General features: G+C 33.9%; 19 protein-coding genes and 2 tRNA genes. 3 read left to right on the forward strand and 18 right to left on the reverse strand.

The features are described 5' to 3' along the window. Positions 1-153: 153 nt before the first annotated feature. Positions 154-963: a peptidase MA family metallohydrolase gene (locus CHB72_RS13385; protein ID WP_089283386.1), complete on the reverse strand. Its 810-nt coding sequence runs from the start codon at positions 961-963 to the stop codon at positions 154-156. Between the two features lie 261 nt (positions 964-1224). Between CHB72_RS13385 and CHB72_RS13390 the strand changes: the two genes are divergently transcribed. Beyond that, positions 1225-2517 carry a S8 family peptidase gene (locus tag CHB72_RS13390; RefSeq protein WP_089283387.1) on the forward strand — a complete coding sequence of 431 codons (1293 nt, stop codon included), beginning with the start codon at positions 1225-1227 and terminating at the stop codon, positions 2515-2517. Between the two features lie 29 nt (positions 2518-2546). On the opposite strand, the gene CHB72_RS13395 is transcribed toward CHB72_RS13390, so the two are convergent. Both CHB72_RS13395 and CHB72_RS13400 read right to left on the reverse strand, forming a co-directional pair. Continuing rightward, positions 2547-3956 (reverse strand): LysM peptidoglycan-binding domain-containing M23 family metallopeptidase, encoded by a 1410-nt coding sequence (locus tag CHB72_RS13395; RefSeq protein ID WP_242975127.1) that lies wholly within the window; start codon positions 3954-3956, stop codon positions 2547-2549. Positions 3957-4145: 189 nt separating this feature from the next. After that, entirely contained in the window at positions 4146-5645 is a 1500-nt protein-coding gene (locus CHB72_RS13400; protein ID WP_242975128.1) for a M1 family metallopeptidase, read from the reverse strand. Positions 5646-5955: 310 nt separating this feature from the next. Here CHB72_RS13400 and CHB72_RS13405 point away from each other — a divergent pair, with 310 nt between their 5' ends. Further along, positions 5956-7023, forward strand: coding sequence for a DnaD domain protein (locus CHB72_RS13405; protein WP_089283389.1), 1068 nt, complete (start codon positions 5956-5958; stop codon positions 7021-7023). A gap of 12 nt (positions 7024-7035) precedes the next feature. Further along, positions 7036-8007, forward strand: a complete 972-nt coding sequence (locus CHB72_RS13410; RefSeq protein WP_089283390.1) for an ATP-binding protein — start codon at positions 7036-7038, stop codon at positions 8005-8007. A gap of 207 nt (positions 8008-8214) precedes the next feature. Here CHB72_RS13410 and CHB72_RS13415 read toward each other — a convergent pair. The 15 genes from CHB72_RS13415 to CHB72_RS13485 all read right to left on the reverse strand — a co-directional run bounded on the left by CHB72_RS13415 (position 8215) and on the right by CHB72_RS13485 (position 19960). Continuing rightward, positions 8215-8289: transfer RNA gene (locus CHB72_RS13415), tRNA-Glu, on the reverse strand. A gap of 69 nt (positions 8290-8358) precedes the next feature. Further along, positions 8359-8434: transfer RNA gene (locus CHB72_RS13420), tRNA-Lys, on the reverse strand. Between the two features lie 104 nt (positions 8435-8538). Continuing rightward, positions 8539-9822: an adenylosuccinate synthase gene (locus CHB72_RS13425; RefSeq protein WP_089283391.1), complete on the reverse strand. Its 1284-nt coding sequence runs from the start codon at positions 9820-9822 to the stop codon at positions 8539-8541. 363 nt (positions 9823-10185) lie between these two features. Then, a complete protein-coding gene (locus CHB72_RS13430) occupies positions 10186-10392 on the reverse strand; it encodes a DUF1858 domain-containing protein (protein ID WP_089283392.1) in 207 nt (68 codons plus the stop codon). Between the two features lie 225 nt (positions 10393-10617). Then, entirely contained in the window at positions 10618-11214 is a 597-nt protein-coding gene (locus CHB72_RS13435; protein WP_089283393.1) for a GNAT family N-acetyltransferase, read from the reverse strand. 22 nt (positions 11215-11236) lie between these two features. Next, positions 11237-12577, reverse strand: a complete 1341-nt coding sequence (gene dnaB, locus CHB72_RS13440) for a replicative DNA helicase (RefSeq protein WP_089283394.1) — start codon at positions 12575-12577, stop codon at positions 11237-11239. A gap of 49 nt (positions 12578-12626) precedes the next feature. After that, positions 12627-13073 carry a 50S ribosomal protein L9 gene (gene rplI / locus CHB72_RS13445; RefSeq protein ID WP_089283395.1) on the reverse strand — a complete coding sequence of 149 codons (447 nt, stop codon included), beginning with the start codon at positions 13071-13073 and terminating at the stop codon, positions 12627-12629. Position 13074: 1 nt separating this feature from the next. Next, the gene (locus tag CHB72_RS13450) at positions 13075-15075 is read right to left on the reverse strand and encodes a DHH family phosphoesterase (protein ID WP_089283396.1); all 2001 of its coding nucleotides are present in this window, start codon (positions 15073-15075) and stop codon (positions 13075-13077) included. A 27-nt stretch (positions 15076-15102) separates the two neighbouring features. Continuing rightward, positions 15103-16035 carry a DUF2232 domain-containing protein gene (locus CHB72_RS13455; protein ID WP_089283397.1) on the reverse strand — a complete coding sequence of 311 codons (933 nt, stop codon included), beginning with the start codon at positions 16033-16035 and terminating at the stop codon, positions 15103-15105. 21 nt (positions 16036-16056) lie between these two features. Continuing rightward, complete coding sequence (locus tag CHB72_RS13460) at positions 16057-16386, reverse strand: MazG-like family protein (protein WP_089283398.1); 330 nt, start codon at positions 16384-16386, stop codon at positions 16057-16059. A gap of 279 nt (positions 16387-16665) precedes the next feature. Continuing rightward, positions 16666-17691, reverse strand: a complete 1026-nt coding sequence (locus CHB72_RS13465; RefSeq protein ID WP_089283399.1) for an FUSC family protein — start codon at positions 17689-17691, stop codon at positions 16666-16668. A 243-nt stretch (positions 17692-17934) separates the two neighbouring features. Next, complete coding sequence (locus tag CHB72_RS13470) at positions 17935-18201, reverse strand: pro-sigmaK processing inhibitor BofA family protein (protein WP_089283400.1); 267 nt, start codon at positions 18199-18201, stop codon at positions 17935-17937. A 210-nt stretch (positions 18202-18411) separates the two neighbouring features. Beyond that, a complete protein-coding gene (locus CHB72_RS13475) occupies positions 18412-18717 on the reverse strand; it encodes a YaaL family protein (RefSeq protein WP_242975129.1) in 306 nt (101 codons plus the stop codon). Positions 18718-18976: 259 nt separating this feature from the next. Further along, a complete protein-coding gene (gene recR / locus CHB72_RS13480) occupies positions 18977-19576 on the reverse strand; it encodes a recombination mediator RecR (protein WP_089283401.1) in 600 nt (199 codons plus the stop codon). Positions 19577-19615: 39 nt separating this feature from the next. Beyond that, positions 19616-19960: a YbaB/EbfC family nucleoid-associated protein gene (locus CHB72_RS13485; RefSeq protein ID WP_089283402.1), complete on the reverse strand. Its 345-nt coding sequence runs from the start codon at positions 19958-19960 to the stop codon at positions 19616-19618. Positions 19961-20013: the final 53 nt, after the last annotated feature.

Here is a 20013-nt window from a genome sequence, read left to right on the forward strand (position 1 = left end):
CCTGCCTCTTATTAAGACTTCTATTTTTTTCCCTAAAAATACATGTTTGCTAATATATATTTACATGTTCAAATCTTTCAAAAATGCAAAGATTTTTCCAAAATTCCCTACAAAGCTCAAAAGCGGAGAATCAATATTCCCCGCTGACAGCCTTTAAAATAAATGAATAAATTCTTCTATATTTTTACCTTCACCTAAAGCCTTTATTATCTCCATTAAAGCATCAATACCTCGCTCCTGAACAAAATTATTTATGATCCTAAAGGATCTTGTATAGGCTAAATATTCATTTAATCCATGGAAGTTGTTGGTCAAATCCTCCAAGGAATATTCTCCAGCTTCAAATACTACTTCCTTACCCCACTCATATCCATCTATCCTATACTCAAAATATAGACTTACTCCCTCTGTAAACCATAGAGGAAAATTCCCTTTTGCTAAGTGGTCTGTAAACAGATGAACTAATTCATGTAGCAACGGTCCCTCTGAATAAAAGCTGGCCTCAAGGTTTTCTTGTTCCTTTACCCAATGAATTGGATTCAAAATATGAACAGTATTTCCATAATAAACCCCCATAGGAGGAGACCCTTTTTTTAACATAGTTGTCCTCATTAAAGCCTCAGGATCATCATATAAAACAAGTAATATTTTTTCCTGAGGATCATATTCAAATATTTCTACCGTATGTCTATATTTATCTTCAGCTGTTTTGGCCACCATGGCAACCACATCTTCACTTATACCCTCATCATATCGAATGATAAAATGATTCGTCACCACAGATCGGTATCTATGGGTTCGATAATCAACTATTTTATTTTCCACGTTTCTAATGATAGGACGAAAAGCTATTGCTAAGTTATAGGTCTGTATTCCATAAGAAAAAAAAACTATTACAGCTACAATAACACCTATTAAAAGAAGCTTAACAGGAATTATAGACTTTCTTTTATTAATAATCATACCTCATCCCCCTTACCATGTGCAATAACCAACGAAGCATCTGTGAGGTAAGACAGAACTATTATAACATAAAAGCCTATAAACTTCTATGAAATAACCCTTGAGAATTAATGGTATTTCCTCTTTTATAGACAATCACCTTTTTTTACTGCCTGCATAATCTATTATATGAGGTTATGAAATACTTCTTAAAAATCTATAATCAGCTGGGTTAACCAGTGAAATTGATTTTTTAATTAATAGGTTAAAGGGGGACATAATGTGTTTAGTTATTCAAATGTTGTGGAAGATCTTGTGATTGAAAATTTATTAAAATCAAACGGAGAACACATCCCTGTCATTATTACTGGTGATGATTGCGAATGTGATGATTTAGAAAAGTGCGTGAAGGACCTTGGAGGTGTTATAAAGCATAGACTTCATATTATTAACGGTGTGGCTGCTTATATTCCTCCTGTTGGCGTTAGAAGTTTATCTAGGGAAAGCTCTATAAACAAAGTGCATTTTGATGATGTAGTAATGAAGCTGATGGATAAGGCTTCTGTCACAGTAGCAGCTGATTATGCTAATGAACACGGCCTTACAGGGAAGAATGTTGCCGTAGCAGTTGTGGATACAGGTGTATATCCTCACAGTGACTTAACTACACCCAATAATCGTATTGTAGGATTTGTAGACTTTGTTGATAAAAAAACTACTCCCTATGATGATGATGGTCACGGCACCCATGTAGCTGGAATTGTAGCTGGTAACGGATTTGCTTCAAACGGAAAATATATGGGTATTGCTCCGGATGCAAACATTGTAGGAGTAAAGGTATTGAATAAAGATGGAGGAGGCAGCATTTCCGATGTCGTGGCTGGTGTTCAATGGGTTATCGAAAACAAAGACCGCTACAATATTAAAGTAATGACCTTATCCTTAGGTACTAAGGCAAAAGCTTCTTATCAGGAGGATCCATTATGTAAGGCCGTTGATCAAGCAGCAAGGCATGGTATTACTGTTGTGGTTGCTGCTGGTAATAGTGGCCCAGATAGCTCCACCATCAATTCTCCTGGTATCAGTCCAAACATCATATCTGTAGGAGCCTGTGATGACCGTAAAGCTGCTAAGCCTGAAGATTGTACCATCGCTGACTTTTCCAGTAGGGGCCCTACCGTAGATGGCCTTCACAAGCCTGATATTTTGACACCTGGTGTTGATATTAATTCCTTGAGCAACAAAAATAACGGCTACCATAGTCTATCAGGAACCTCTATGGCTACACCAATTGCTGCTGGCTGTGCAGCCCTACTATATGAAAATAATCCAAATCTCACTCCAACAGAGATCAAAAGGATGATGACGCAAAACAGTATTAATCTTGGTTATGATCTAGATGTTCAGGGTGCAGGTTTATTGGATATTAAAAAAATAATAGGTACCTCTAATCCATCACCCCAGCCTCCGAAAGATATCCCCCAAAATGGAAGCCGCAGTCCTAAAGGAATCTTCTCCATATTTGACGGTTGGTTTTTTGTAATATTAATTGTCATCCTTATTCTAATACTATAAAACGAAAAAAGCGACCTATTTTAGGTCGCTTAATACCTTACAAATTGCAATGGATTAATAGGTGTACCGTTTTTTCTAACCTCAAAGTGAAGATGTGGTCCTGTACTATTTCCGGTACTGCCAACTTTAGCTATTTCTTGCCCTTTAAATACTCGATCACCCTTTTTAACAAGAATTCTACTAGCATGGGCGTAATAGGTTTGATATCCATTTTCATGATTAATTATTACTAGATTCCCATAGGATCCGTTATAAGCAGCAAAAGAAACCTGCCCTGCATCTGCGGCAGTAATTGATGTTCCTGTAGAATTAGCAATATCGATTCCTTCATGTCGCCTTCCCCATCTTGTTCCAAACCCAGATGTGAGCCTGCCCCTCGTTGGATTAATAAAGGTTCCAGTGGCCACTGTCGCTGGTCTAGGTTTAGTACCTTCTGCGATTACTCTTGTTTTAGGCTCTGATAATATTTTTTCTTCTAAAATTTGCCGATCCGCTAAAATACCATTTTCTTTGATTAAATAAACCTTTATTTCTCTTTCTCCTTCTGTTCCTTGCACTGTAATCTTCTTATCTCCTTTGTAAAGAGCATCGGTTTCCTCATACTCTGTTTCAAAGGGAATAGTCTCTACCAGTTCAACATATTCCTTGGTTTTTACAGTTATATAGGGTTTAGGTACTACTAGACTAACTTGTTGGCCTATTTGAAGACGTTCAGGGTTAATACCAGGATTAGCTGCTTCAATGTCCTCTACTCTTAAATCATACTTTCGAGCAATTGCCCATGCGCTCTCTCCAGAAGCTACTTCATGAATTTTTTCTTCATTGCTACCTTTTGTAATTAATTGAAAAGCTTCGTCTTTTCCTGTAATTTCATTAATCGCTACTGCTACTTCTTCCAATGCTACCTTTTCACTAAAGCCAATATCATTATACTCATTCTCTTCACTAATATATAATTTTTTCATTTCTTCTAATATGGCATTTGCTGTTGTCTCATCTTTTACAAAGGCTATTTTTTCGCCATCTACCATAATAGCAGTAGCCCTCACCTTCATATCCAGTTGTCCTTTTATATTATGAATCATGGTGTTTGTATCGGTTAAGGCTTCATTTTTTGCTTTTGTTTCTACAATCTCTATATTTTCTGGCACAGCAAACTCGTAATCGTATAATGTCTGAATCTCCTTTTTAACTGCTTCAACTGCTTCTGTAAAATCCTCTTCACTTCGTACAACAGCTAAAACTTTACCATCCAACTGTACCTCATAAGCCTGTAGAGAGGCATTAATACTGACATTTAAGATGATCCCCAAGATTACTAAAACCAATCCAACTGCTGTATATGTAAAGACTTTCCTGTCTTTTCTTTTTCCCCATAACTGCATTATTTGCTTTACTACGCCATTGTAAATCTCTAAAACTCTTTGGTTTATCTCCATCATGAGATCTCCTCTCGAAGGGTTCCAACCCGTTATTGCAGAGCATCTTTATTTTTTGTTTATATTTCTGTAACAATTCTGTAACATTACCTTTAAATATTATATAATATTTTCCCCTTTTTATACAAGCCCAAACTTACGTTCTGTTTATATATTTTTATATTATTATATCCTTTCCAAGGAAAAATATTACAATTTTGCATTCAGCCATTGATTGAACAAATAGTTCAGATCTTTTCGAGAATTTTTTTGACAAATATTATAAAAATCTTCTGTTGAAGCATTTTTAAATTTAAATGCTTCAAAATACTCTCTTAATGCCCTTAAAAAGGCTTCCTCTCCCATTTCTTCCCTTAATTCGTGGATAAACATAGCTCCTTTACTGTAAACAATACTGCTATATTGCCAAGAACTATCAAACTCCCTTAAACTTCTTAAAATTCCCTCGCCTTTATCTGTTTCAAATTTAACATAATTTTCGTATTGAGCCTTAATCATCTTTTCAAAAATTTGCTCTTTAATATGTGGACCATATTTTTTTTCAAAATACATTAGCGTAGAATACTCCGTTAAAGCTTCATCTAACCATGGTTCTCTTACTTCATTATTACCTACAATTCCATACCACCATTGATGTGCAACCTCATGAGCTACCACATACTCCAAAGGAAAATCCTCCTCCATTTCATACAATTGTTGTCCAATCATCACAACATTAGGATACTCCATTCCTCCTATAAAAAAATCACAGGCTACAATAGATAATTGATCATAGGGATAATTGCCAAAGAGAGCGTTAAATATCTTTAAAGAATCTAATCCATACTGTAAAGCCTCTCTTCCCTTTATTCCCTCTATAGAGTAGGATATAATTTTTGTATTCTCTAACATAGCTTCCTGCACATCAAATTTCTTGCTAAGAATCATAGCAAAATTTCTTACTAAGTCAGCCTCTATTTCATAGGTTTTGTTCTCTTTTCTTTCATGTATCTTTGTAACATTTCCAGTTGTAGCTAATTGATATTTTGTTGGTATAACAGTGGTCACTTTATAATTAGCTACTTCACTATAAAAAGGATCTCCAATAGCATAGTAGGGATCTAAGTTCCATCCCCTCTCGTCGTATACTGCCAAAATCGGGAACCAGTTGGTTATGTTTACCGTATGGTCTCCATAGCCCATTCTACCAACTGTGTTGGGTAGCTTTACTTGAAAATCCATAAAAAGTTCAATCTTATCCCCAGGTTCAATTGGTTTTGATGGAGTAACTCTTAAAATAGTAGAGCCTTCCCCCATAATTTTATAATTTATTGGTTTTTTTCCCTCGTTTATATCATTAATTTCTATATATCCTGAACTAAAACCATTGGGGTAAGCCCTTGTTATTTCCTTTTCTTCAAAGGGTACTCTATCCTTTGTTTTAAAAGCATTGGGATATAAATGAAAGTAGAGATTGCCCAAAGCTTTTTCCTCCTGATTAATGTAGATTACTTTTTCACTCCCTTTAATTGTCATTGCTTCCTCTATAAGCTCTATTGTCATGATATATTCTGTCTTATTATTTATTTCTTGATAGGGAGCTATAACCCTCTCCACCCGTCTTAAATCCCAAACATACTGAGCAGAGATTGTAATAAACATCACACTAAAGATAATGATGATTAGTCTCAACTTTCTGCTGATCTTCACTTCTTCACCTCCTATCATCATCTTCTACAAAAATCCCCCGATTTAAATCCACTTGAAACTTTGTGTTCCATTTATCTCTTTGCACAATGTGAAGTGACGAATATCATAATCCTTATAAGCTACTAAAATTTTATTTTAAATTCTGGATTTTATTACAAAAATTAAATAACAGATCTCTATAATATAGTTATAATCCTAGTTGTAAAGTGATTTATTAAAATGTTTTTTCTTTAATATAGGTTTGTTAGAAAAGTATAAAGGTAATTATGATATAATAATGATACCGATTAAATAATTTGGAGTGATGATCATGGGTTTTATTAAAACCACTACTTCTATAGATTTGGGGGATACCCCCATCGAAAATATTTTCATCGATGTATATATGCCCATTGCCAATGGCACCTTTGTAAAGGTTTATTTGTTAGGCTATAAATATGCCTGTGACGGAAATATCCATAAAAATGTCAGCAATATAACCCTTGCTAAAAATCTAAATATACCATTGTCGGACGTATTGTCAGCATGGGATTTTTGGGAAAGCAAAAAAATTATTAGAAAAATTGTATCGTCGGAGGAAAATGAATGGGACTATACAGTGGATTTCTTAAACTTAAAGCAGTTGTACATAGATAATAACTACAAATCTCTTCAAGCTTTAAACCAAGAGGAAACAGAGTCCACCTCCTATAGCTGTTCTACCAAAGAACTATTAGATGCCAATAAAATTCCAGAAATCAAACAAATGTTTATAGAGATCAATAAAATTATTAGCAGGTCCCTAACACCTAATGAAAAAATGCAAATCTTAGAATGGTTTCATAATTATAATATTGATCCACCTCTAGTGATCAAAGCCTACAGTTACTGTCGCCATAAGAAAAATATAAAGAATGTAAACTATGTGGCAGGAGTGATTAGAAACTGGTATGACTTAGACATTACAACAATTGAACAGCTTCAGGAGTATTTAGAAAAGCAAGGGGAAAGATATGGGTTATATGATAGAATTTTTAAAGCGATGGGCTTTATGTACAGAGAACCAGCTGAAGCAGAGATGAAGATTATGGACAAGTGGGTTGATACCTATCAGTTCTCTATAGAGATTATCCTAAAGGCCTGTGAGAACTGCAGTAAAACCTCTAACCCAAACCTCAATTATATTGATGGTATTTTAACTGATTGGCACACCAAGGGAGTTAAAAAACTGGAGGACATTAACCAGACGGTTCAGAAGAAAAAAGTATCACCTGCACCCTCATCTCCCAAAGCACCAAAGATAAAAACTAAGTTTCATCTGTCTGAAAGTAGAATTTCAAAATATGAAGCTAATGAATTGGAGGAACTACTACTAAATCGTCAAAAAAACAAATTATAGGAGTGAACCTCTATGAAAAATCAGTTAATAAGAGATATATTAAAACAATATGAGAGAAAAAGAGATAGAAACAAGGAACAAAAGGAAAAGCGAATTCAAGAGGTGTATTATAAGGTTCCTGAAATAAGAGGAATAGACGATGAGATTCGAAAGATGGGGCTTACCCTATCTAAAGCCCTGCTTAATGAAGATAACAACCCTGAAGTAGTTTTACAGGAGCTAAAAACATCTTTAGAAAAGCTTAGACAACAAAAAGCCTTTTTATTAACAGAAAACAACATTCCCTTGGAATTTTTAGAAGACCAGTTTGATTGTGAGCAGTGTAGAGACACAGGTTTTTTGTCAAAGGGAGAGAAATGCAGCTGCTTCAGGCAGCAGCTTATTAATCATACCTACGCTATGTCTAATCTCTCTAACGTTCTAAAAAAGGAAAATTTTCATACTTTCAATATCAGTTTGTTTAGTGATGAAACTTTTCAAAATCAGGGAAAGACCCCTAGAGAAAATATGCTTCATATTCTTAATACCTGTGAAGGCTTTGTCTTTAACTTTGACAGCGATAATGAAGAAAATCTTCTTTTTTATGGTGCTACAGGTTCAGGAAAAACCTTTTTAGCCAACTGTATTGCAAAAGCCTTGCTAGATAAGGGGAAGGTAGTAGTATACCAGACATCTTTCAAACTATTGGAAGTATTAGAAGATCTTCGTTTTCATAATTCTAATGATAAAGAAAAAGCTCAACTATTGTTTGAAGCAGACCTTCTGATTATAGATGATTTAGGAACAGAAATGACCAACACTTTCACCAATAGCGAACTCTTTAACATCATTAACAGCCGCCTTTTAGCCAATAAAAAGACAATTATTTCAACTAATCTAACCCCTTTGGATATCGGTGAAAGGTATGACGATAGAATATGTTCCCGTCTTTTTTCAAAGTTTACAATGCTGAAGTTTTACGGCAAAGATTTAAGATGGGAATAAAATGCTAATCTTAAAGTTTAACTTTAACTTTGCTTATAGATGTTCCCCGCTGAATTTTAATATGCTAAAGGCTATATTTACAGTCCTTAGCTACTTATTTCATCCAAGGATCGAAACCAAGACCTTGTATATTAAAATTAAAGTATAAAAGTGAACAGCTACATAAAAAGTCCTTATACTTATTGAGTATAAGGACTTTTTATGTATTGGTGACCCCTAGGGGAATCGAACCCCTGTTACCGCCGTGAAAGGGCGGTGTCTTGACCGCTTGACCAAGGGGCCAATAATTTCAGCAAAACCCAGTATTCCTTTACACCAAGAATTGCCGAAAGCTTTATCAAAAATAAAAAATGGTGACCCATCCGCGACTCGAACGCGGGACACCCTGATTAAAAGTCAGGTGCTCTACCGACTGAGCTAATGGGTCTTGTTATGCCCACAGTTATATATAATAATATAAATTTCATCAGGTGTCAACAGTTTTTGTCGAAAAAAGATAAAAGCACTTTTTGGAAAAAGTGCTTCTACTTTTTAAAAGATAGTTTCCCTTACAATTGTCTGATTTCTCTTTGGTCCAACGGATACAATTTTCACCGGTAATCCTACATATGCTTCTATTTTAGCTATATAATTCTTTGCATTTTCCGGCAAATCTTCATATTTATCAACCTTTGTAATGTCCTCTTGCCATCCATCTACTTCCTCATAAATTGGTTTGCATTTGCCTAGTGTTTTGATATTAGCAGGGAAGTGTTGAAGTACTTTTCCTTCTAGCTCATAGCCTGTACATATCTTAATCTTTTCAAAACCACTTAACACATCTAAAAGCATTAAAGAAATACCTGTTAGCCCATTGACCCTAGCAGTATACTTCACCATTACGCCATCAAACCAACCACATCTTCTTGGTCTTCCTGTGGTAGTACCAAATTCATTTCCTTTTTTTCTAATTAAATCCCCTGTTTCATTGTCTTCCTCTGTAGGGAAAGGTCCTAAGCCTACTCTAGTAGTATAAGCCTTCACTACTCCCATAATCTCGTCCAACCTGTTAGGTCCTACTCCTGCACCTACACAGAACCCCCCTGATGTGGGATGAGATGAAGTTACGTATGGATAAGTGCCCAAATCAATATCCAATAGAGTTCCTTGTGCGCCTTCAAATAACACCTTTTTTTCTTCCTCTAATGCGTCATGTACCAAAATGGTAGTATCTGCTACATACTTCTTTATTTTTTCTACATACTCACAATAAGTTTCATATATTTCTTCTTTATTAAAACCTTCACCACTATATATCTTTTCTATAATACTATTTTTTCTATCTACTTGATGAAATAATCGTTCTTTAAAAGTTTCTTGATCAATCATTTCTCCTAATCTTATTCCTGAACGCTCTATTTTATCCATATAACAGGGGCCAATTCCTTTTTTTGTAGTCCCTATTTGTGCTTCTCCTCTAGCTTCTTCTTCTAAAGCATCTATTTTCTTATGATATGGGAAAATAACATGCACTCTTTCATCTATTTTGATATTAGAAGTATCTATACCTTGTCCTTCTAAAACTTCAACCTCCTTTAAAAATCCTTCTGGATCAAATACTACACCATTTGCAATAACATTTAACTTCTCCTTGTACAGGACGCCAGATGGCATTAAATGAAATGCATATTTTTTATCCTCTACAATTACTGTATGTCCGGCATTATTTCCTCCCTGTGCCCTGACAACTACATGGGCCTTGCCTGCTAAGTAATCAATAATCTTTCCTTTACCTTCATCACCCCATTGGGCTCCTATAACAACAACTGATGGCATTTTTTCCCACCTCATATCTTTGTATTTTTTATTAATCTTTCCATTAAAAGATTAAAAGATAGATATTTATGAAACAAAGAAGAAATCAACAGATTTAAGTAAACTAGATTTATTTCCTACTTTTGGTATAACCACCTTTAGAATACTAACTTATTCATATTTCCAGAGAACATATGATATTCTGCTGATTCTAAAAAACGTTCTGCATGTATCGAACAAATAATATTAATGTTATCATAAACATCCATTTTAGTCAATTATTATACGAATCTTATTTTTTAAAACAATTTTAACATTCGATAATTATTTCTTCAAAATCAAAAGCCTAGGTAAAGAATACCTAGACTTCATTTTTTGTTATTATTAAGCTTTTGATGCAAAATGTTTGTTTAAATCTTCAACTAGTTTGCTTACATCAATTCCATGCACCTTACCAGCATCGCCGATGCTTTCCATTGTAGCACCAGGACAACCAAGACAATGAAGCCCATACTTCATAAAGATTTCTGCTGTTTCTCGGTCTTGTCTTAATACATCCATGATGGTCATGTCTTCTGTAATTTTAACCATTCCTATTCCTCCTTCAATTCCTACGAATCCACAATAGAATCTGTTAGGAAATATATTGATTCTCTACTTATTTTAATCACTTATTTCACTTATATGTTACTTAATGTTACCATTTTTTACGTTTTTTATCAACTGTTATGTGGGTTTTTTTTAAAAACCCACTGTTTTATCCACATTTTCCCCCACCTATGCACATGTGTTCGGTGGATATTGTGGATAAGTTTGTTATTTGTTTTCTAAATACATTTCTTTTGTAATATACATATGTTTATAATTACATAATAACAAGTTTCCCTCTTTTTTAAAAAAGTTACGATACTTCATTAGATTATCTTCTTGAAAAACTGGAAATTCTTGATCTTCAAAAGAATCATATTTTATTTCTTTTAATTTAAATCCACATTTTTCATAACACTTTTCTGCTCTATTGTTAAACAACGCTACCTTCAAATCCAATTGTTTCATTTTCATATTTTCAAAATAATACTTTAGAAAGCTTTTCAAACTATCAGTACCGTAACCCTTGTCTAAATAGTTTGGATCAAAAACAATACCTAGTTCACTGATTTTCCTCACCCATCGAATATTTCTTAAGGCAATATACCCAACGAACCTACCTTCTAAATTACAAACGCCAAAGCACCTTTTAGTAAGGGTATATTTTTTATTTCGATACCAGTATTCTCTTTCCATTTCATTCATAATAGGAAAGTTATAGCTATTAAATAATGGGTCCTTATGTTGCCCCCACCACTGCATATTATCTACTTGCTTTCTCTGAAGCTCTGTGATACAAGTTAATTTCCCCCTTGCAATTACCATTTATATCCTCCGCCTCTAAGGATTATTCTGCCCTATACTTTTCATAATCCAAAAACCTTTGATGGTCTCCTGACCAAAAGAGTTCAATGGATCCTGTTTCACCATGACGATGCTTTGCTATAATTACTTCTGCAACATTTTTTTTCTCACTATCAGGGTCATAATATTCATCTCTATATAAAAACATAACTAAGTCTGCATCCTGCTCAATGGCCCCTGATTCTCTTAAATCTGATAAAATTGGTCTATGATCTGATCTTAACTCCGGAGCACGAGATAACTGAGATAATGCTATAACTGGACAATCCAGCTCCTTTGCCATGATCTTTAGATTTCTAGAAATTGCAGATATCTCCTGTTGACGATTTTCTGTTCTTCCATCCCCTTGCATTAACTGAAGGTAATCCACCAGCACTAGGTCAAGACCTGACTCCATCTTTAATCGTCTACACTTTGAACGCATTTCAGTGATACTAATACCAGCTGTATCATCAAAATATATCTTAGATTGAGATAGGGGAAGCATGGCTCCAGCAAGCTTCGTCCATTCCTCTTCATTTAGATTACCATGTTGTATTTTGTTCAGACTTACCATAGACTCAGACGCCAACATCCTTAGCATCAGCTGTTCTTTTGACATCTCCAAGCTGAAAATAGCTACAGAAGCAGATGCTTTAATGGCAGCATTTTGAGCTAAGTTAAGGGAAAATGCAGATTTCCCCATAGCAGGTCTCGCTGCTACTAAAACTAAGTCAGAATTATGAAATCCACTTAGCTTTTTATCTAAATCTGCAAATCCTGTGGTTAGTCCAGTAATGGTAGTTTTGTTTTCGTATAGTTCTTCTATCTTGTCAAAGGTATCTGATAGTACCGTTTTAATTGGAGTAAAACCTTCTTGATATCTGCCCTGTGAAATATCATAAATATGCTTTTGTGCCAGCTCCAGCACCTCAGGTACTTCCATCTCAGTGTTAAAACTCATTTGTATGATATCCTCAGAGGATTTAATCAATCTTCTAAGCGTTGCTTTTTCCTCTACAATATCAGCATAGTATTTTACGTTGGCAGTGATGGGTACCCCCTCTGATAAGCTATTAATATAAGGGATGCCTCCAATAGCATCCAAGGTTCCTCTTTTTTTCAATTCTTCTGTTAACGTAATTAAATCTACTGGTTCTTCTCTGTTAAAGATATCAAAGATCGATTCAAAAATCTCCCTATGCGCCTCTTTATAAAAATCTTGGGGCTTCAAAATTTCTAAAACCACAATGATGGACCCCTTACCCATCAGCATAGCTCCCAAAACCGATTGTTCTGCTTCTATGCTGTGGGGTGGTACTTTAAATGTATTCATTCCCTCCATACTTATTCCTCCCAAATAAGGGTTGGAGAATTTCTCCAACCCTTATTCTCTACTCTTCTATGACTTGAACTCTTAGTTTAGCAACCACGCCAGGATATACCTTCATCTCTAAATGCTTTACCCCTAGCTCTCTTATTGGATCCGGTAAAACGAGCTTTTTCTTATCCAATTTCATTTTATGATTTTTTTCTACTGCTTCAATAATATCTTTAGAGGTTACTGAACCAAATAACCTCCCTCCTTCTCCTGCTTTTGCCTTTATTTCTACGGTAAGCTTTTCAATTTCTGCTGCTAGTTTCTTTGCTTTATCTAATTCTTGTTCTTTCTTTAGCTTCTTTGCTTTATTTTGTTGTTCCAAGGTCTTCATGTTTCCAGTAGTCGCTTCTGTTGCTAGATTTTTAGGAAATAGAAAATTTCTAGCATACCCATCACTAACATTAACAATTTCTCCTTTTTTTCCTTGTCCTTTAACGTCCTGAAGTAAAATAACCTTCATATTATTCTTCCCCCTCGTCTAAGTATTCTTCTATTAGTTTTTGTAGTGTTTCTTTTGCTTCTTCCATGGTAACTCCTTCTAGCTGGGCTCCAGCAACAGTTAAGTGACCTCCGCCTCCAAGCTTTTCTAATATAACCTGCACATTGATATCTCCCATGGATCTTCCGCTTATAAATATCATTGTATCATCATTTTTTCCTAAAACAAAGGATGCTCTAATTCCTTTAATGTTTAAAAGTTCGTCAGCGGCTTGGGCAGCAACCAACTGAGAGCCTTCTATATTTACCTCACAAGTAGAGATAGCAACTGCCTCTTTAATAACCTTCGCCCGCTTCACTACCTCAGCCTTAGCTATAACCATACTTAAGTCATCTTGGAATAGCTGCTTTACCGAAGTAGTGTCAGCACCAGCTCTTCGTAGTAAAGCTGCTGCTTCAAAGGTTCTTACCCCGGTTTTGAAGGTGAAGTTTTTGGTATCAATGGCGATCCCCGCCAATAGTGCTTCTGCCTCTATTAATTCTATATTAATTTTATCATCAATATAGGATAGAATTTCCGTTACCATTTCACTAGTGGAAGATACATAGGTTTCATGATAGGTTAAAACCGTGTTTTCAATAAACTCTGTTCCTCTTCTGTGATGGTCTATGACAACAATCCTATCGGTTTGCTTTAATAACTCTGGACACTCAGTGAAGTTTGGTCGATGGGTATCCACTACAACTACTAGAGAATTGCCATCTACTCTTTGTTTCGCCTCGTCACAATGAATAAGGCTCTTTTTATATTCATCTTTTTCTAGTATCTTATCATACAGACAATTAATAGCAGGATTGTTGCCGTTTAATACAATATAAGCATCTCTCCCTCTATTTTTAGCAGCTCGATAGATTCCCATAGCAGAACCCAAAGCATCTAAATCAGAATATTTATGTCCCATTACAAAAACCTTGTCACATTGCTCAATGAGTTGTCTTAATGCATAAGCAATAACTCGGGCCTTTACTTTTGTTCTTTTTTCAACCGCCTTGGTTTTTCCACCATAGAAGCTAATTTTGTCATTTCTTTTAACTGTAGTTTGGTCTCCCCCTCTCCCTAGAGATAAATCCATTGCTCCATTGGCAAACTCAAAACTTTCCAAAGCATTTTTCCCGTCTGTTCCAATGCCTATACTTAAAGTAATAGGTATTTTATTTCCCACATTGATTTCCCTGATTTCATCTAAGATATCAAATTTTTTCGTTTCTAATTTTTCTAAATGCTGTTTTTCAAAAACTACAATAAATCTGTCATTAGCATATTTTCTTGTAATGCCGTTAATACGATTTCCCCATAGATTTAACTTATGATCAATTTCTGCAATAACCAAAGGTCGATTTGCATCCTCAGCACTTTGCATCACTTCATCGTAGTTATCAATCTGTATTAAAGCTACCACTAGCTTTTCTTCATTATACCGTTTCTTTAGAAGCTCATAATTAGTATCTTCAATCCAATAGAGCATAATAACATAGTTGGATACCGGATCTTTTCCTGATTTTATAATATTATACAATACCCTGAAGCTTCTACTGTTAATGTTTGCCTTTTTTATTACTTCTGCATCCTTCTTTAAAATATTTTGCAAATCAAATCCAGGCACAATATCTTGAATGTCTTTTTCTAATATTCCTTGTGTTCCAATCATCTCTAGAAACTTCCTATTATACCATTTTATTGTCCCATCAATTTCTACCATGGTTAAAGGGATTGGCATATTTAAGATAGATTGTTTTGTAGCGGAGTCTATATCTGATGACAATCCTTCTATGTATTGGGTCCATTCTTCTCTACGAATATTGGTGGTTTTTAAATTATAATAAATCAAATAAGTTAATAAAAATATACCTATTATGCCGATAATATGATTATAAATAGAAATCACGGCAATTAACACGGCAATAATAAAAATATATATTCGTGTGTCCGGCACCAACATTCTAAAAAACCTAGAATTTCTCATGTGTGTTTGCCTCCCACAAAATCATAGTTATTCCTTTGTCCTAACTCTTCGTATATCCAGTAATGCATCTATTAATCCTATAATCGCCACCAGCGTCATAAGAGGACTAATTATCACTAATAATATTATTAGAACTATTCTAATAGACTTAGGTACTTTTGCTTTCTTTAACAAATAGCTTATAAAAGTGATACCCTGTAAAAAGAATAATACCACAAAAATAATAGTGACATTGGCAATTAAACTGATATGCTGCAATCCTTCTATATACCTTGTCATCATGGATAAGATAAAAATAGTAAAGGATCCTAAAATAATGTTTGCTGGAAGTTTAAAATCACTAAATTCCCCTAAAGAGTGATCCATAAATCGGAAACGATTGATTACTGCTGCTGTTAAATAGTAGTTAATAAAGGCCCCCATCATAGATTGTATAATTATCAAAGCTGGTAAAATCATCAAAATATAGTTTATTGCTTCATTAACATCTACCGCATTTATATTCATGGCAGTTAACATTTCCATCTGATGATCCATTACTTCTCCTATGATAATAGCGATTTCGTCAATAATATTTATACCACTGGCAATACCTATCACCTGTAGTAAGAAGAACACAGAAAGAACAGAGGCGGCTGTCCCAAAACCAATCACTTCATAAGGTTTTTTTCTTCTTCTAATGGCATATCCCATCGCCAAAGCAATCGGAGCAAAGATAATAAATACAAAAACTGTATAAAAAATTCCGGTTAGAAGACCAATAAGTAAACTTACAATAATTAAAGATAAAATCGTATACCTTGTACCATGTCTAATAGATAAAATAATAAAAGGTACTGGAAGCACAGCCAACAGAACAGCTAGAAGAGGAATATGGAATGTGCCTAATACAAAAAAGGACGTAATTGTTGCCATTAAAGCTGATTCAATTAATGCTTTTTTATTACTACGTTCATTCACGAAAAAATCACTCCTGCCTAATTATTTACCATGATTGTTCAAGTGTTCATTGAGACTTGATAAGTCTCCATACCATTTTTCTAAATGATGCTCCTCTAATATACTTATTTTTATTTTTTCTTCCAGTTTTTTATCTAACAGTTTATAATCAAAGCCCATTCTTTTTCCTAAAGTGTAGGTTACTAAAAGAATATTTACTAAACATTCTAGTACTAATTCTTGACTATTTTTTAATCCTTTTATCATTGTCTCAAATAATAAAGCTACTGTATTTAAAAGCTCACATTTTAAAAAGTCTATCATCTTTAAGTTTTTACTAATATCACTGTTATTTTTATTGTTTTGAAACATCTTTCTTTATCCCCCTTAATAATGCAACCTTTTCTTACTTTTTCTCCACCAAAATCCTACACTCTTTTTATTGGTATATAGGTTAAAACAAAGTTTTTCTTCAAAACAAATTGTAAGCAAACTTTTTTCTAACTTAGATGAATCTTATGATTTATCCAGGTTTTCAAAAGCACTTATTTTTCTATGTATTATTTACATATTCTATTTAAATATTGGTTTTCCTTCGTCTTTTCTATCATTTCTCTCACTAAAAAAAGAAGCACTCGAAAGTTTCGATGCTTAACAACTGATGATCATATTGAATTTTAATAGAGATTCTTCAAGATTATATAAAAATACCAGCATTTTTACAACCTCATCTGTTGGATAACTATTGATATTTTCGTTGTTTTTCAAAGCAATCTTTGCTTTTTTAATGTCTTGAATAATATAATTTAAATTTAAAGGATTTTCATTATCATGCTTGTATAATTCACATAGCTCATTTTCCTCTTCATGTAACTGCTTCAAGGCACAATTGATTTTAAAAACATCTTCTTTAATAAGGTTTACCACTTCTTTGTTTATACCTTTCTGTAAAACATTCTGCATGTTGCGCAGATGGTGAAAAGTTTCTTTTTCCAAATTTATTGCCATTAACATCTCCTTGTAGGTGACATCCCCTTGAAATTTTACCCGTTCTTCCTTCTTCTGTAATTCTAAAAATTTCTCCGATACATCTAATTCTTTTTCTATTTCTTGAATTTGCTCTTCTAACAAATCAATATTTTCTTCCTTTTCCTTTAAAAGCATTTGTAGTGATCTTGTAGTATATTTTAGAATATTTTTAGAAATTTGCTTTGTTTCATCGATAATCTTTTCATCATAGGTTGGTGGATAAATCATATAATTGATTGCTACTGCAACAATTATTCCAACAGAAGTATCTAACAATCTGTGAAGAGAGTAACTAACATATTTCGTGTCGGCATTTAAAAAAATACCAATAAAAACAACACTACCTATGGATATGGATTCCCTCCAGTGGAGCTTATTCATTACTAAAATAATAGCAATAATCCCCAATCCTGCCAATATTGGATTACCTGGAGAAATACTGACAAAAATTGCACCTATTACAGCTCCAGTAATGGTGCCTAACATTCTATACACCCCTGTTTTCCATGAATCTGATACAGTGGGCTGCATCACGATAATCGCTGCTATTACTGCATAAAAAGGACTTTCTATCCCAATTATATTAGACACAAATAATGTCAAGGCAACAGCTAACCCTGTTTTAATGGTCCTAGGACCGATTTTCATAATGTTCACCTTTCCTCTTGAGTTCCTCCGATATACATTGTTTATAACCAATAAAAAATTATAAACATCTTGCAGTTGTGAATAAATTATAATTTTCACTTACTTATTTCGCCGAAAATCATCCTTTAATTTTTCCAAAGAAAAACTTTGTTCTAATTCCTATAATATTATATATCATTTTAGAAAACAATGATATGTTTTTCATAAAAAACTATAGTTGAGTTGGTTAGTAATTTAGCAAAACTATAAAATGTACTGCAGTAATAGTAATAGGATTACACCTGGCACTCCTAAAAATCCTGCAACGATAGCAGTAATAGGGTTAATTACAATACCTATCCCCCAAGCAGCACCTACTAGATTTACCAAAAATAGCAATACACCTCCGATAACCCCATTCCAGATTAATCTTATAATAAACTTTAATGGTACTAACAAAACCCATCCTACAATATAAAGTAAAATTAATCCAAAAGCATAGGCTAATATAATACTTAATTCAAAACCCATTATGAATTCCCACCTTTTATTAAATATTTAAAAAAAAGCTATATTTGCCTTATATATATAATATGCCAAATAAGCTATAACCTCAAATAAATTATACTACTTTTTTATATAAAAAAGTATTCCTCTTCTTTTTTTGAAAGAAGTAAGGAGTAGTACATATACTACTCCTTATATTATATAATATCACTATAGATAATATGACAAGCTGTCCTAATAAAAGTTAGTTTTGATTCCTAGTTCCTTAGCCTGTTTTAATAGATAGATATATTTTGCCTTAGTAGCCTCAACATTGTAGATCGCATAGTCTATTAAATCTGGTTCTGATACATTGTGAAAAGTTTTTTCTGCATTTTCCCATTCCTCACGAGCTTGCTTCACAATTTCTATAAATTCTTGTTTTTCATCCTTTTCCGGTTCCTGAATATGTTGTATTTTACTGTATAACTCATTTATAACTCCAGATATTCCATCCAACACGCCTTCTTTTTTTTTAATTTGGTTTTTCTCTTTCATCATTACAACCCCCCCTCCAGTTTATATCTGTAATGTTATCCATTTTTCTTGGATTTATACATATTCCTATAAAACTTGAGAATTTATCACTCTATATAATACTATGCTTTTTTTGTGATTTAAATGTGTAAAACATAAGGGTTTTCAATAAAGCTAATGAATGTTGTAGTGAAGGAGAAAAAATAAAAATCATGGTTAAAGAGGTAGTCTTACCTCTTTAACCATGATTTAAAATTATAAATATATCTCCGCAAATAATTTTTTACAGCTCTCTTCTTCCCTCAAGGGCTTTTGAAAGAGTAATTTCGTCAGCGTATTCCAAATCTCCACCCACTGGAATTCCATAAGCAATTCTTGATACTTTGATTCCCATAGGCTTTAGAAGCTTTGCTAAATACATAGCAGTTGCTTCTCCTTCGATGTTAGGGTTTGTAGCTAAAACAATTTCTTTCACTTCATTTTCTGTAAGTCTTCCTAGCAATTCTTTAATTTTTATCTCTTCAGGTCCTATTCCTTCTAATGGAGATATAACACCATGAAGCACATGATAATAGCCATGAAACTCTTTAGTTTTTTCCATCGCAACAACATCCCTAGGATCCTCTACAACACAGATAATAGATCGATCTCTTTTTTTATCGTTACAAATGTTACAAGTCTCTCTATCCGTTAGATTGGTGCATATGTTACAGTATTTTACACTTAGTTTTGCCTCATTAATAGCACTCGCCAGCATCTCCACCTCTTCAATAGGCAGCCCTATAACATGAAAGGCCAATCGTTGGGCAGATTTTCTACCTATCCCAGGAAGTTTTGTAAACTCTTCTATTAATCTGGCAATAGGGGTTGAGTAATAATTCATTTAAAGTCACCTTCTATATTCATCATTAGAGTGTATTCACTAAAATAGTCCTGGCATATTCATATTTCCTGTTACTTTAGACATTTCCTTGCTAACCATTTCTTCAGCAGAACGTATAGCTTCGTTTACTGCTGCCATGATTAAGTCCTGAAGCATTTCTACATCCTCAGGATCCACTACCTCTGGTTTTATATCTATGTTGACAATTTCTTTCTTACCAGTCATTTTAACAACAACCGCTCCTCCACCAGCACTGGCTTCGACTTCTTTTTTCTCTACCTCTTCCTGTATCTCCTGCATTTGTTTTTGCATTTTTTGTGCTTGTTTGATCATGTTATTCATATTAGGCATTCCACCCATTCCTTGGAAACCTTTTTTACCCATAATTTTTTCCTCCTTCAATTCTTTTTCTCTTATTATAGCTTAAGTCTTCTACT

This window comes from Anaerovirgula multivorans (assembly GCF_900188145.1).
Taxonomy (GTDB): domain Bacteria; phylum Bacillota; class Clostridia; order Peptostreptococcales; family Natronincolaceae; genus Anaerovirgula; species Anaerovirgula multivorans.